A 13,329-nucleotide genomic window follows, 5' to 3' on the forward strand; every position below is an offset into this window, starting at 1 on the left:
CGAGGCCATGCAACCGTGTCAAGAACCGTGTCATCTCCAGTGCACCGACCTTCTGAACGGTGCTTCGCCTGGAAACCGAAAAGCCGCCGACCTGCGCTTATGCGCTGATCGACGGCCTTCCAAGGGTGGAGCTAGGGGGATTCGAACCCCCGACCTTCTCTGGGAGTTCTGAGTCCCGCGCGCTCCTTCCGGACCGTGTGGTTCAAGTTCTGATGACGAGCCTGCGACCAGCAGGATCGTTAGAATCCTGCGGTTCGCGAGGCTCGCTGATGAGTCTGGCACCGGTGCGCAACGATGCGCAACCGGGCCCGTTCGTGTCCGTTCTGTGCGTGGCATACGCGTGGCACGAGCCCTAATCCGTGGCACATCCGTGGCATGAACTCGTTCGCAATCTCGGCCTCTCCGGGTCATATGGCACCCACCCGGATCTGGCTGTCGGCCGCTGGCCGTCTCGACGGGACAGCCGGTAGCGACACAACGCAGTCACCAGCGTTCCCGTCTCGCCTCGGCAGCGATCGTGGCCGCCAGGCGCTGTGCGTCGTGGCGTACGTAGCCGAGGAGTGCCGAGCCTCGGCTGCGCTGCCAGGGCCGACCGAGTGCGTACAGGCCGGGTACTGGGGTGGCCGCGTCGTCCACGATGAGCGCGCCGGCGGTGTCGAGCGCGTCGGCGATAGTGATCCAGCGGTCGTCGTGGCGGTAGCCGGTGGCCCAGACGACGGACGCGGGTGTCGCGTCGGTCCCGTCTGCGAACGTGAGGGTGTTTGCCCGAGCGGCTGTGGTGCAGGGCCGGAACGTCACTCCCGCGCGGCGCAGCCGGCCTCGGGCGGTACCGATGACGGGTTCGTTCGCGCGGAGGCGCCGCCCGACGAGTGAGGCCGCCGGGGCGTGGATGGCGCCGCTGACGGTCAGCCACCAGAACAGGTCCCGACCGGCTGGGCGTTGCGGCAGCACGCGCGGGCGCGTGCCCCCGGACAGGTGCACGTCACGGCCGGTCAGGGCGAGCTCGAGCGCGATCTGGATGCCGGAGTTGCCCCCGCCGACCACGAGGACAGGACCGGGCGGGACCTGTGCCGGGTTGCGGTAGTCGTCGGTGTGGACCTGGAGCACGTGCGGGTCCAAGCCTGCGGCGAAGGTGGGTATCCACGGGGTGCCGAACGCTCCGGTAGCCACGACGACCTGACGGGCGGCGACCACCCGCCCGTCGGTCAGCCGAATGTCGAAACCGTCCCCGCTCCGGTCCAGCGCGGCGGCCTCGGCACCGGTGAGCACGGGCAGGGAGAACCGGGCCGCGTAGCCGGCGAGGTAGCGGGCGACGTCGTCCTTGCCCGGATAGGACCACGGCGGGCCGGGGAACACCGCGCCGGGCAGGGCGTCGTAGCGGGCCGGGGTGAACAGCCGCAACGAGTCCCAGCGGCGTGCCCAGCTGGTCCCGACCCGGTCGGCACGCTCCAGGATCAGCACGTCCAGGCCCCGCGCGGGTCAGGTAGTAGCCCAGGGCGAGCCCGGCCTGCCCCGCACCGACGACCACCACGTCCCGCTTCCCCATATCGTCCACGACGACGGACAGTACACGCAATCGTGTACTGTCCCTCGCGTGGAGACAACGAGTCAGAAGGTGACGCTGACGCACACCGCGGCGCTGGCGCGGCTGGGGCACGCGCTGTCTGACGAGACCCGGGCGCGGATCATGCTGACCCTGCGCGAGGCGCCCGCGTTCCCGTCCGACCTCGCCGACGCCCTGGGAGTCTCCCGGCAGGTGATGTCCAACCAGCTGGCGTGCCTGCGCGGCTGCGGGCTGGTCGAGGCCGTCCCGGACGGGCGACGGACCTGGTACCGGCTGGCCGACCCGCACCTGTCCCCGGCGCTGGACGACCTGCTCCGCCTCGTCGTGACCGTCGACCCCACGTGCTGCTCACCGGAAGGGTGCACCTGCTCATGACCAGCATCACCCTCGGACCGCGCCCTGCGGCCCCCGACCGCCGTGCCGTGCTGCAGCGCCGCGTGCGGTGGATCGTCGCGACGACGATCGCCTACAACGTCGTCGAGGCGGTCGTCGCCATCACCGCCGGGCGCATCGCCTCATCGGCCGCCCTGGTCGGCTTCGGCCTCGACTCCATCGTCGAGGTCCTGTCCGCCGCCGCGGTGGCCTGGCAGTTCGCCGCCCCCGACCCGCACCGGCGTGAGCATGTGGCCCTGCGGGTGATCGCGTTCTCGTTCTTCGCCCTGGCGCTGTTCGTCACGGTCGACGCCGCCCGCACCCTGCTCGGGGGGTCCGAGCCGGACCACTCCACCGTCGGGATCGTGCTCGCGGCGGTAAGCCTGGTCGTCATGCCACTGCTTTCCTGGTTCGAACGACGCACCGGCCGCGAGCTCGGGTCCGCGTCAGCCGTGGCGGACTCCAAGCAGACGATGCTCTGCACCTACCTGTCCGCGGTCCTCCTGGTCGGGCTGCTGCTCAACTCCACCCTCGGCTGGACCTGGGCCGACCCGCTGGCCGCGCTCGTCATCGCGGCCGTCGCGGTCAAGGAAGGCATCGAGGCATGGAAGGGCGACGCCTGCTGCACGCCCGTCAGCGCCCTGGTCTCCACGGACGCCGACCCGGCGGGCGGCTGCGCCGACGGCTGCTGCACGCCCGACCGGCCGGCCTGACGACTCCCGTCCCGCGCGTGCCAGACTGCCGTGGGACTCCCGAGCCCGACCTGTCCTGCTCCGAGACGTTCGCACCGTGTAGAGGAATTCCATGCCCGCCAGCCGTCCGACCCCTCGACCGACTGCCAAGGGCCCGGCACCCCGGCGCCCTGCCAGCAAGGGCCCCACTCCGAAGCGTCCCGCTGGACGGGGCCCCACGGCTCGGCGCCTGCTCCAGCTCGCGCTGGTCGTCGGCGTGCTGGTCCTGCTCGGCCTGCTGGTCTCGGCGATCCTGTCTTCCGAACCCGACACACCGGCGTCCGACGCGCAGGTCGTGCGCGAGAACAGCCATGTCCTGAACCAGGCGACCGACGAGAAGGCCGTCCTGGTCGAGTTCCTGGACCTGGAATGCGAAGCATGCCGCGCCTACTTCCCCGCGGTCGAACAGCTTCGCGAGGAGCACGCCGACGAGCTCACCCTCGTCATGCGCTACTTCCCGCTCCCCGGGCACACCAACTCCACCAACGCCGCCGTGGCCGTCGAGGCCGCCGCCGCCCAGGGCCAGCTCAAGCCCATGTACCAGCGGATGTACCAGACCCAGACCGAGTGGGGCGAGGCACAGGAGTCCAAGGCCCACGTGTTCCGCGACTTCGCCCAGGACCTCGGACTGGACATGGACGCCTACGACGCCGCCGTCGCCGACCCGGCCACCACCGCCCGCGTCCAAGCCGACTTCGACGAAGGACGAGCCCTCGGCGTGTCCACCACTCCCACGTTCTTCCTCGACGGCGAACGGCTGGAAGTCACCAGCCCGGCCCACCTCGCCGAAGCCGTCCAGGCCGCGCTGGAAGAGTGAGCACCGAGGGGCGCCCCTCCCCCCCGCGGCGCCAGCACGACGGCCCGGCTCACCACGAGGACCACGAGGACCACGAGCAGCAGCACACCCCGGATGTCCCGCAGATGACCAGGTCGGCCTTGCGGGACTACGCCGGCGAATAAGTTGCCGGATGGTGCGTCAGTCACTCAGTGGCGACCAGGTCCCTCACGCGTTCGTTGAAGTCGGCGACCAGCCGGTGGGCGCCCAGGGTGCGCATGCGTCGTTGGATGTCGTGGACGGCTTCAACCGCGCGGGAGGACTTGACCTGCTTGGTGAGGTTGAGGGTCCGGATCCCGGCGGCGTGCGCAGCTTCGAGGTCGTTGCGCTGGACGTGGGAGGCAGCGAGAGCGGCGTAGGACATCGCGCCGCGGCGGGCGCGGTTCTGGCTCTTGGCGTGCTCGATCGACTTCCGGGCGTGCTCGGCTGCGGCGGTCGGGTCGCCGAGGTCTCGGAACGTGTTGGCGTGCTCGCCGTGGAGGTAGGCCGGGTCGATGAAGGTGGCCCACTCGGGTTCGGCCTCGGGCCGTACTCGGGTGTATGCCTTCTCCGACTCGACGACGGCGTGAGCGGCGCCCTTTGCGTCTCCGAGGAGGGCAAGGGCGCGGCCTTCCAGGCACCAGAGATCTGCCAGGCACGCGGGGGCCTCGACGCGTGACAGTGCGACGCGTCCTGCCTGGGCGAGGCGGCGTCCCTCGTCGGGGTCTCCCAGGAGGGTGGCTTGGTCCGCCATGCCGGCGAGGATGTGCGATCCGAGTGCGGTGTTGCCCGACTCCTCTGCCAGGCGTAGGGACTGGATGAGGTATCTCTGGGCGACGCCGTGCTCGCCGTTGTCGTAGGCCATCCAGCCGAGCAGGTAGGTCTGCTCTGCGGCGGCTTCGCACAGCGCCTGCCGGACCTGAGCGCTGTAGGCCCGCCGGAGCAGCGGGTAGACGTGCATGGTCATGTACTCCGCCAGGACCAGTCGGCCCGACCCGCCGCCTTGCAGGACGTCCATCCGCTGGAACTCCGCGAACATGTTGCGCACCGCGGTGACGTCCTCAAGCCGGACACGTGGGCCGGTCTCCACGGTCTGGTCCAGGACGTTCACGAGCCAGTCGCGTGAAGGGCCGACGCCCGCGAGCACCGCGAACGGCACGCCCGCGATGAAGGTTCGACGATCCACGTCTGCCCTCCCCAGGTCTGAAACCGTCTCGACCGCGTCAGCGAACGACGCGTTGTAGACCAGGCCATGCTCGGCGCTGTTGCTCTCGCCGAATCCTAGGTCGTACGTCGTGACGCGGAACCCAGCACAGTCGGAAAACACCGCCGCGATGATGTCCGGCAACGGCTGACGTGGCATCTGGCCCTCGAGCCAGAACCGGACACGTGTGGTGCTCGTTGCGATGTGCGGTTCGTTCCACGCCGTCGCCTTGGCCTTGACACGCCGCGCCAGCTCGCCACGGCTCATCCCCGTCCTGGCGAGCCAGGACGCGAGCTTCTCGTTCGGCATGTCCGGCCTTCCTGCGGTTCGGAAGTGACACTCTTCGACACCCTCACGGCGAGCCCATGCCACGGTCCGGCGGGGTTGTCTGGACTCAGTAGACCACAGGCCCACGGAGTCCCGAATGACCATCTTGCACACCCCGCACCCGGCGGCCCGCAACCGAGTTCGCTCGGCCTTCGTGGCCGACGAGCAGCGACAGGAGGCGTCATGAGCGTTCCCGACCCGACACGACCGCACGAGCCGGCTCTCCTGGAACAGGCGGTCGCGGTCGCCGCCGAGATCGTCCGCCAGATCGGCGCCACCCGCGTCGAGCTGATCACCGTGACCCGCGACCGAGTCTGCCTCCAACCGGTCGTGCTCGCCGAAGGCGAGGCCATCGCCCGCGCCCTCGGTCTGGACGTCCCGCTGGACCACCGGATGTTCGTCCCCGGGCACACCCTGTGGACCGGAGTGCGTGACGGGCTTGAAGTGCAGGTCCGACCTGTGCTCCGGCGACCGCTCGGGGCAGTGCAGTGAGCGCGCCGAGCCCCGTGGCCGTCGGGTACGTGTGCGCTCCGGAGGGCGACGCACTGGAGGGCCAGCGTGACGCGGTGACCGACTACGCCCGCACCGAAGGCCTGGCACTCGCGCAAATCGTGACCGACCGGTTCGACACGTTCACGATCAGCCAGGTCGTCCAGACCGCGAAGTTTCACAACGCCCGCCTGGTCATCCTCCCCGCGCAGGCCCGCCTCGCGTCCGTCCAAAGCCGGGTTGCTCTGGAGCTGGAACCCGATGGTGCGACCTGCGTCGTCATCGGCCACACGCAGCCGAACGAGCAGCGGCGGTCACGGCTGATCGACGCTCTGCCACGCCCTATCCCACCCGCCACCACGGCCGCGCCGAGCGACGCGGCGGCAGACACCATGGAGACCGCACGATGACCGCCACCCAGAACCTGTCGGACGGACGCCTGCTGGTCGCGCTGGACATCGACGGGACCCTGTGCCCGGACGGGACGAACATAATCCCCGCCGTCACCCGCCGGGCGGTCGCTGAGATCGTAGCGGCCGGACACGTCGTCGTGCTGGCCACCGGACGATCCCTCGTCGGGGTGCTCCCGCTCGCGGAGGCACTGGGGCTGGACGGGTCCTGGGTCGTCGCGTCCAACGGTGCCGTGACGGCCCGGCTGGACCGGACATGGCCCTGCGGGTACCGGGTCGAGTCCTGCCAGGCCCTCGACGTCGCACCCGTCCTGACGCTCGCGCGGCGGTTGTGCCCGGGAGTGCGGGTCGCGGTCGAGGAGGTCGGCTGGGGCTACCACGTGAGCGAGCTGTTCGAGCGGGCCGAGGTCAACGGACGCCAGATCATCGTCTCCGACGACGACCTGTGCGCGGAGCCCGCGCCCCGGGTGATCCTGTCGGCCCTGAACGCCACCGCGCTGCTGATGGAGCCGGTCCGTAGCCTCGGCGTCACGGTCAACCCTGCCTCACCGTCCTGGTTGGACGTGACTCCGGCCGGGCTGTCCAAGGCCTCTGCCCTGGACGCGATCCGGAGCGGGGTCGGGATCGCGCCCGAGCACACGGTCTTCGTGGGCGACGGCGTGAATGATCTGGAGGCGATGGAGTGGGCCGCCCGCTCCTACGCCATGGGGCACGCCCCGATGGTCGTGCAGGACGCCGCCGATCAGGTCACGGGCACGCTGGCCGAGCACGGCGCGGCGATGGTGCTCCGCGACCTGCTCACTGAACCTGCCCAGCGACCCGATGTGGAAGCGCGGGCCCTGGCCGGGGCGGGCTCATGACCGCCGCGCCGCCGGTCGAGCTGCTGCGCGAGGTCCGCGACCTCGCGGCGAGCCTGCACCCACGTCTCCACCCGGTCTCAGTGCGGGTCCGGCTGGACGGAACGGGTCCGGCGCTGGCGTCGTGCGAGGTCTGGACAGGCGACGGCGACGCGATGATCGCCCACCACACCGACCTCCCGGCCGCCATCGGAGCGACGATGCTCGACCTGGAACGCGCCCTGGTCACCACCGGATACGCCTACGCCCTGACTGGCGACGGTCGCCCGAAGTGGCGCTACGACGCGAACCACGGCGGCCTCTACCTCCTCGACGTGGCCCGGCCGTTGTGACGGCCCACTGATCTTGCGCTCGGGGCGCCTGCCCCTTGGATCACGAGCATCTGGCAACGGCACCGTTGGGGTACGTCTCGAGCATCTCCGTGGTCTTCATGGTTCCTCCAGCCGGTGTTGGGGAGGTGCCACTACGGTGTCGGCGCGGACGCCGGTTGCACCATCGACCGTACGGATGACTCCATCGGCTCGTGCACTGTTGCCGCAGGGCCAGGAGACCTGTATCCACCACGGCGACGTCGGCCCTCCAGAGCTCTGTGACTCGTGAGGTAGTCTCCCAGCCATGGTTCGCGCGCTGCACGCATTTGTCCGCGCGCCACGGCGGGGACTCGCCGTAGCGCTCGGCGTGCTGGCGCTGGCCCTGGGCGTCGTTCTGATGCACGCGATGAGTGGATCACCCATGGCACATGCCGGTCCGATCGCCGTGCTTGAGGTTGTCGCGCACGAGGCGATCGGCGCCGAGTCGTTGGGGGGCATGACCGAGGCGCCGCACCCGCCATGTGACGGCTGCCACGCTGACGGACACGACGTCACGGGCGCGATGTGCATGATCGTTCTGACGATGCTGCTCATCTTCTCCCTGCCCGGAGCTGCTGTCCGTGTGCCCTGGCTCGCCAGCTGGCTTACGGCTACCCCCTTGCCGGCACTACCCGCCGCGGGCGCGCGCCCCTCCCTGGACGCTTTGGGAATCAGTCGGACATAGACGTCCCCCGCTGCTGGTGCCATCGGCATCGGCGCTCTTGCAGGCACGTCCCCGACGAGCCTGTGGACGGATGACGTCCCACCGACTGAAAGGCAATTCCCATGTCCAAAGTAGCGATTGCCGCTGCTCTGATACCGATCGCAGCACTGGTATTGACCGCATGCGCGGAGATACCCACTACGGGTGAGGCGCAGCCCTCATCGGCAAGCTCGCCGATCTCGGCTGACACTTCCGACACCGTCGAGTTCTCCAGCGCCGACGTCACGTTCGCGCAACAGATGCTTGCTCATCACGAACAAGCCGTCGCCATGACCGACGTCATCTTGGCCAAGGACGGCATCGCCGCAGAGGTGACCGACTTCGCCCTCAAGGTGAAGGCAGTCCACGAACCGGAAGCCACCCAGCTCACCGACTGGCTGATCGAGTGGGGCGCTTCCTCACCCGAAGTCGCGACGCAGGAGGGCGCGGCGAGCGCCGCCCTGGTGGCGGCTGACGGCGTCGATGCGTCACGTCTCTTTCTTGACCAGATGATCGCCCATCACAACCGTGCGATCGAGATGGCTAAGACAGAGCGCACCGAAGGAGTCGACACTGACGCAGTGTTCCTGGCTCGCTGGATCGTCGAGAGCCGGGCTAGCGACATCCTGACGATGCAGCGACTGCTGGAGGCGATGTGAGCTTCCAGACAAACGCCAGCCTCGGCTGGGGCCGGCACCGGGCGGCACGCCGTCCGGGCACGGCCGCAATGGTCGCTGTCCGCACGGTAGCCCAGGGACTGGAGGGGTCCGCCCGGCGGGGGGCTGTTGCGGTGGCCGCCTCTGGGGTGCTGCTGTCGACTCTGGCCTCCCCCGCTGGAGCCGAGACCTCGGCCGAAGTCGGGGCCCAGCGGTTGTCGACCGTCGACCTCAACGCTCTGGCCAGCGCAGCCCGCGAGTCCCTTCGTGCTGCGCCCGTTGTCACTGTCGCGCCCGATGCCCAGCTGGTCGTGGAGCAGGCTGCTGTGGCAGTCACTCCTGCACCAGAGCCGGAGCCCGCGCCCGTGGTGCAACGAAGCTCCACCGCTTCCCGGACCACCGTGCGTGATGCTCCGGCGTTCACCTCAGCATCGTCCGTGGTGTCCATCGCGTACCGCTACCTGGGGGTGCCCTACCTGTGGGGAGGGTCCACACCTGCGGGGTTCGACTGCTCCGGTTTCACGTCCTACGTCTACGGGCAGGTGGGGATCGACCTGCCACGCACGTCGTCGCAGCAGCGCTACGCCGGTACTGTCGTCTCCCGCTCTGCAGCCCAGCCTGGAGATCTCATCTGGAGCCCAGGGCATATCGCGATCTACGTCGGTGACGGAATGCAGATCGAGGCACCGGTACCGGGGTCCACCGTGCGGTACAGCCGGATCTGGCAGTCCAGCCCGACGTTCATCCGAGTCGGCTGACGCTTACGGGTCGGGGTCGTCCCGCGGCCCCGGCCCGTACGTCAGGCCCTGCCGCCAGATCGATCGTCAGTGGCTTGTCGTGGCCACGTCCTCCCACGTGGCACCAAGGTCGCTGGTCGCACTCACTCCAGCTTCGCCGGCCACCAGGAGCCAGCCGGCCGATCCATCGGCGTCGTCGGCGAGATAGGCCATCGCTTGCGGCTTGCCGGGCGCCATGCCGTGGCGCTTCCAGCTGTCGAAGACCTCCGATCCGGTCCACACCAGTCCGGAGGCGTCGATCCCGACGAGCGTGCCGCCGGGACCAGGGTCGACGAACAGCAAAGAGGGCGCGCCAATGACCGGCGCGAACGTAGAACCCGCGTCGTCGCTGACGTGGAGGCCGTCCTGTGTGGTTGCCAGGATGATGTCAGGCTCCTGCCTGTTCATGAGCAGGTCGATGGCACCGAGCGTCGCGCCAGCAGACCAGGTCGCCCCCTGGTCGTCGCTGACCAGCACTGTCGAGGTCCCTGAGTCGAGGCCGACGATCCGCACGCCCTCACCGAGCGGGGCGGCGTCCAACGTATGGAAGTCGACCTGGCCGAGTAGAGAGACGCTCTGCCATGTCTCGGCTCCGTCGTCGCTTCGCAGCAGTCCGAGGTTGGGCGCTGGCAGATCGGGCTGGTCGCCGGGAGCGGGGTGGCCGGAGGCGTAGAGCCCGCCGTCAGGGGACGCCGTCATGCCCATCGTGTCCTGGAGCCCAGCCCCTACGAGGCTTGGGCCCCGGTCGTCCGTCCGGACGCCTGGTTTCGGCAGGCGCCAGACACCTGCGTGGGTGGCCGCCAGCACCGCCTCGCCTTCGGGGTCGGACGCCAGGGCGTGGATGTGGCTGAAGCCGTCCACCGGCCGATCGACCGCTGGACCTCCATCCCCCGATCCGCTGCAGGACCCCAGCAGCAGCAGCCCTGCGGTCAGGGCAGCAAGGCGAAAGCGCTTGTCAGTGATGTTCATCGGCGAGTTCCTCGGGCGATCGGCGGCATGGGCGCGGTGATGGGCGCACCAGCTGTCACCGCTTGACTAGCATACCCCGGACGGGTATACATTAGCCGCCAAACCGGTACCCCGGGGGGGTATGATACAAGGGAGTGGCTCATGAACGTCAGCCAGTGCTGGGCTGCGACACCCGTGGTCCGCTTTCGACGCCGACCGAGTCAAGTATGCCCGTACGGCGTAGCGGCAACCACCGCGTGGTGCCCGCCGGTCTCCGGTCGGCGGACACCACGCCAAGCCAGCGCACACGCATCGAGAGTCGACCCTGGAGCGACATCATGAACGAGTCGCACGACCACCACGCACACCACGCCGCGACAAACGGGCACACGAGCTCGACCGAGCCACACGGGCACGAGCATGATGTCGGGCATCAGCACGGCGTGGCCTCAGATGCACGTCCTGATGGGCACGACACCGACGCGAGCCACAGCGGCCACAGGGCCTCCATCACTCATGACCACGGCGACCACGGGGGGCACGTCGAGCAGTTCCGGCGGCTGTTCTGGATCATGCTCGCCTTCGCGGTTCCCGTGGTCGCGTTCTCCGGCATGTTCGCGATGATCGTGGGCTACAAACTGCCAGACAGCCCGTGGCTGGGTGCAGTCTCACCCCTACTTGGCACGGTCATGTACTTCTGGGGTGGATGGCCCTTCCTCAAGGGCGCGCTCGGAGAGTTTCGTTCCCGCAGACCAGGAATGATGCTCCTGATCGGGCTCGCTATCACCGTTGCGTTCCTCGCCTCGCTCGGTGCCAGCGTCGGACTGCTCGATCACCAGCTCGACTTCTGGTGGGAGCTGGCACTCCTGATCGTCATCATGCTGCTCGGCCATTGGATCGAGATGCGGTCCCTTGCCCAGACCACCTCAGCCCTGGATTCTCTCGCTGCGCTCCTGCCCGACGAGGCGGAGCGGGTCGACGCTGGACAGATCGTCAAGATCGCGCCTGCCGACCTCCGGGTCGGCGACGTCGTCGTCGTCCGTCCCGGCGGAAGCGTCCCCGCTGACGGTCGCGTCGTCGACGGACGTGCCGAGATGGACGAGTCGATGGTCACCGGCGAGTCGCGCACCGTGTCCCGCGGCCCCGGGGAGCTGGTCACCGCCGGGACCGTCGCCACCGACTCCGGACTGCGGATCGAGGTGACCGCAATCGGGGACGACACAGCCCTTGCGGGTATCCAGCGACTGGTGACCGAAGCCCAGGGCTCCTCCTCCCGCGCGCAGCGCCTGGCGGACGTCGCGGCTGGCTGGCTGTTCTGGTTCGCGTTGATCGCAGCGGCGGTCACGGCACTCGTCTGGGCCCTTGTGGGGTTGCCCGACGCGGCCGTCGTCCGCACCGTCACGGTATTGGTCATCGCTTGCCCGCACGCTCTCGGGCTCGCGATCCCCCTCGTCGTGTCGATCGCCACCGAGCGGGCTGCACGTGGGGGTGTCCTTGTGAAGGACCGGCTTGCGCTCGAGACCATGCGCACGGTGGACACCGTGCTCTTCGACAAGACGGGCACGCTGACCAAGGGCGAGCCCGTGGTCATCGCCACGCACCGGGAGCGGGACCTTGACGACGACGCGCTGATCGCCCTTGCCGCCGCTGCCGAGTCAGACAGCGAGCATCCGCTTGCCCGGGCAATTGTCCGCGCCGCCCACGAACGTGGCGTCAACGTCCCGAGCGCCGACAACTTCTCCTCGTCACCCGCAGTCGGGGTCACCGCGACGGTGGACGGCCACCAGATCCGGGTGGGCGGTCCTCGCCTGCTGGAACAGACGGGCAGGACGGAGCTCCCCGTTGCGGACGAGTGGCGGCGGGACGGAGCCATCATCCTGCACGTGTTGCGTGACGGCGACGTGATCGGCGCCGTCAAGCTGGCCGACGAAGTCCGCACAGAGTCCAGAGACGCCGTCCGCGCCCTCCATGACCTTGGCATCGGCGTCGTCATGATCACCGGTGACGCGGAGGCGGTCGCACGCGCCGTCGCCGACGAGCTCGGCGTCGACCGCTACTTCGCGGGTGTGCGGCCCGAGGACAAGTCCGCCAAAGTGCTGCAACTCCAGCACGAGGGCCGGAAGGTCGCCATGGTGGGCGACGGCGTCAATGACGCTCCGGCGCTGGCACAGGCGGACGTCGGCATCGCGATCGGCGCCGGAACCGATGTAGCCATCGCCTCAGCCGGAGTCATCCTTGCCAGCGACGACCCTCGATCCGTCCTGTCGGTCATCGAGCTGTCGCGCGCCAGCTATCGCAAGATGAAGCAGAACCTCTGGTGGGCGGCCGGGTACAACCTCATCTCGGTGCCACTCGCTGCGGGGGTCCTGGCGCCGATCGGGTTCGTGATGCCCATGTCCGTCGGCGCGGTCCTGATGTCACTCTCCACTGTCGTGGTCGCCCTGAATGCCCAGCTCTTGCGGCGGCTCGACCTGCGGCCGGGACACTGGAGAGGGCAGGCCTAGGCATTCGTGGACGGTCCCGGCCGCCTGAGGCGGCCGGGACCGTCCACGCAGGTCACTTGGTCAGGAGGCTTTGCATCTTCTCGATCTCGGCCGTCTGGCTCTCGATGATCGACTCCGCCATGGCGATCGCCTCGGCGTTGGCACCGTCGGCGACCTCCGTCTCGGCCATGTCCACCGCGCCCTCGTGGTGGTCGATCATCTGCTCGAGGAACAGGTCGCCTGCCGTGGTGCCGTCGGCGTCGGCAAGGGCCTTCAGGTCGTCCTCGCTCATCATGCCGTCCATGCCATGGTCCATGCCGTCCATGTCCCCAGCGGCGGCGCCCCACTCCTCGAGCCAGGCGTTGAGCTTGTCGATCTCCGGTGCCTGCGCGGCCTTGACCTGCTCGGCCAGGGCCGCAATCTCCGGGTCCAGCCCTGACTTGCTCCCGACCAGGTCCGACATCTCGATCGCCTGCTCGTGGTGGGGGATCATCATCTGAGCGAACATCACGTCTGCGTCGTTGAACTCGCCGGACCCGCCCGTGTTTGCGGACGCGCCGCAGGCGGCCAGCCCCAGCACGGTTGTGAACGAGATGAGGGACGCGAAAATGCGCTTCATGGAATTGCCTCTCGGTAGTACGTCGT

General features: G+C 69.1%; 15 protein-coding genes. 11 read left to right on the plus strand and 4 right to left on the minus strand.

Features of this window, described 5'->3' with window-relative positions:
• Nucleotides 1-483: 483 nt before the first annotated feature.
• The gene (locus D1350_RS11505) at nt 484-1,461 is read right to left on the minus strand and encodes a flavin-containing monooxygenase (RefSeq protein ID WP_206074512.1); all 978 of its coding nucleotides are present in this window, start codon (nt 1,459-1,461) and stop codon (nt 484-486) included.
• Nucleotides 1,462-1,594: 133 nt separating this feature from the next.
• On the opposite strand from D1350_RS11505, the gene D1350_RS11510 reads away from it, so the two are divergent.
• The 3 genes from D1350_RS11510 to D1350_RS11520 all read left to right on the plus strand — a co-directional run bounded on the left by D1350_RS11510 (nt 1,595) and on the right by D1350_RS11520 (nt 3,484).
• Nucleotides 1,595-1,939, plus strand: coding sequence for an ArsR/SmtB family transcription factor (locus tag D1350_RS11510; RefSeq protein WP_240644043.1), 345 nt, complete (start codon nt 1,595-1,597; stop codon nt 1,937-1,939).
• A complete protein-coding gene (locus D1350_RS11515; protein ID WP_125776157.1) occupies nt 1,936-2,649 on the plus strand; it encodes a cation efflux transmembrane domain-containing protein in 714 nt (237 codons plus the stop codon). Before D1350_RS11510 ends, D1350_RS11515 begins: the two co-directional genes overlap by 4 nt.
• A gap of 91 nt (nt 2,650-2,740) precedes the next feature.
• Nucleotides 2,741-3,484, plus strand: coding sequence for a DsbA family protein (locus D1350_RS11520; RefSeq protein ID WP_125776158.1), 744 nt, complete (start codon nt 2,741-2,743; stop codon nt 3,482-3,484).
• A gap of 163 nt (nt 3,485-3,647) precedes the next feature.
• Here D1350_RS11520 and D1350_RS11525 read toward each other — a convergent pair whose 3' ends face one another.
• On the minus strand, nt 3,648-4,994 hold the full coding sequence (locus D1350_RS11525) for an NsdA family TPR-like regulatory protein (protein ID WP_125776159.1): 1,347 nt from the start codon (nt 4,992-4,994) through the stop codon (nt 3,648-3,650).
• 201 nt (nt 4,995-5,195) lie between these two features.
• Here D1350_RS11525 and D1350_RS11530 point away from each other — a divergent pair, with 201 nt between their 5' ends.
• From D1350_RS11530 to D1350_RS24455, 7 genes are all read left to right on the plus strand, one after another.
• Nucleotides 5,196-5,504: a hypothetical protein gene (locus D1350_RS11530; protein ID WP_125776160.1), complete on the plus strand. Its 309-nt coding sequence runs from the start codon at nt 5,196-5,198 to the stop codon at nt 5,502-5,504.
• 74 nt (nt 5,505-5,578) lie between these two features.
• Complete coding sequence (locus tag D1350_RS11535) at nt 5,579-5,911, plus strand: hypothetical protein (protein ID WP_125776161.1); 333 nt, start codon at nt 5,579-5,581, stop codon at nt 5,909-5,911.
• On the plus strand, nt 5,908-6,771 hold the full coding sequence (locus D1350_RS11540; RefSeq protein WP_125776162.1) for an HAD family hydrolase: 864 nt from the start codon (nt 5,908-5,910) through the stop codon (nt 6,769-6,771). The genes D1350_RS11535 and D1350_RS11540 overlap by 4 nt, the downstream gene beginning before the upstream one ends.
• Nucleotides 6,768-7,100 (plus strand): hypothetical protein, encoded by a 333-nt coding sequence (locus D1350_RS11545; RefSeq protein ID WP_125776163.1) that lies wholly within the window; start codon nt 6,768-6,770, stop codon nt 7,098-7,100. Before D1350_RS11540 ends, D1350_RS11545 begins: the two co-directional genes overlap by 4 nt.
• Before the next feature lie 283 nt (nt 7,101-7,383).
• Nucleotides 7,384-7,803 carry a hypothetical protein gene (locus tag D1350_RS11550; RefSeq protein ID WP_125776164.1) on the plus strand — a complete coding sequence of 140 codons (420 nt, stop codon included), beginning with the start codon at nt 7,384-7,386 and terminating at the stop codon, nt 7,801-7,803.
• 101 nt (nt 7,804-7,904) lie between these two features.
• Nucleotides 7,905-8,480 (plus strand): DUF305 domain-containing protein, encoded by a 576-nt coding sequence (locus D1350_RS11555; RefSeq protein WP_206074513.1) that lies wholly within the window; start codon nt 7,905-7,907, stop codon nt 8,478-8,480.
• Between the two features lie 323 nt (nt 8,481-8,803).
• Nucleotides 8,804-9,235: a C40 family peptidase gene (locus D1350_RS24455; RefSeq protein ID WP_276313729.1), complete on the plus strand. Its 432-nt coding sequence runs from the start codon at nt 8,804-8,806 to the stop codon at nt 9,233-9,235.
• A gap of 66 nt (nt 9,236-9,301) precedes the next feature.
• Here the strand turns inward: D1350_RS24455 and D1350_RS11565 are convergent, their stop codons facing one another.
• Nucleotides 9,302-10,222: a F510_1955 family glycosylhydrolase gene (locus tag D1350_RS11565; RefSeq protein WP_125776166.1), complete on the minus strand. Its 921-nt coding sequence runs from the start codon at nt 10,220-10,222 to the stop codon at nt 9,302-9,304.
• Between the two features lie 317 nt (nt 10,223-10,539).
• Between D1350_RS11565 and D1350_RS11570 the strand changes: the two genes are divergently transcribed.
• Nucleotides 10,540-12,705, plus strand: a complete 2,166-nt coding sequence (locus D1350_RS11570) for a heavy metal translocating P-type ATPase (protein ID WP_125776167.1) — start codon at nt 10,540-10,542, stop codon at nt 12,703-12,705.
• 52 nt (nt 12,706-12,757) lie between these two features.
• Here D1350_RS11570 and D1350_RS11575 read toward each other — a convergent pair whose 3' ends face one another.
• Nucleotides 12,758-13,303 carry a DUF305 domain-containing protein gene (locus D1350_RS11575; RefSeq protein ID WP_125776168.1) on the minus strand — a complete coding sequence of 182 codons (546 nt, stop codon included), beginning with the start codon at nt 13,301-13,303 and terminating at the stop codon, nt 12,758-12,760.
• Nucleotides 13,304-13,329 lie beyond the last annotated feature (26 nt).

Origin of the sequence: Antribacter gilvus, from assembly GCF_003946865.1 — a bacterium.
Lineage (GTDB): Bacteria > Actinomycetota > Actinomycetes > Actinomycetales > Cellulomonadaceae > Antribacter > Antribacter gilvus.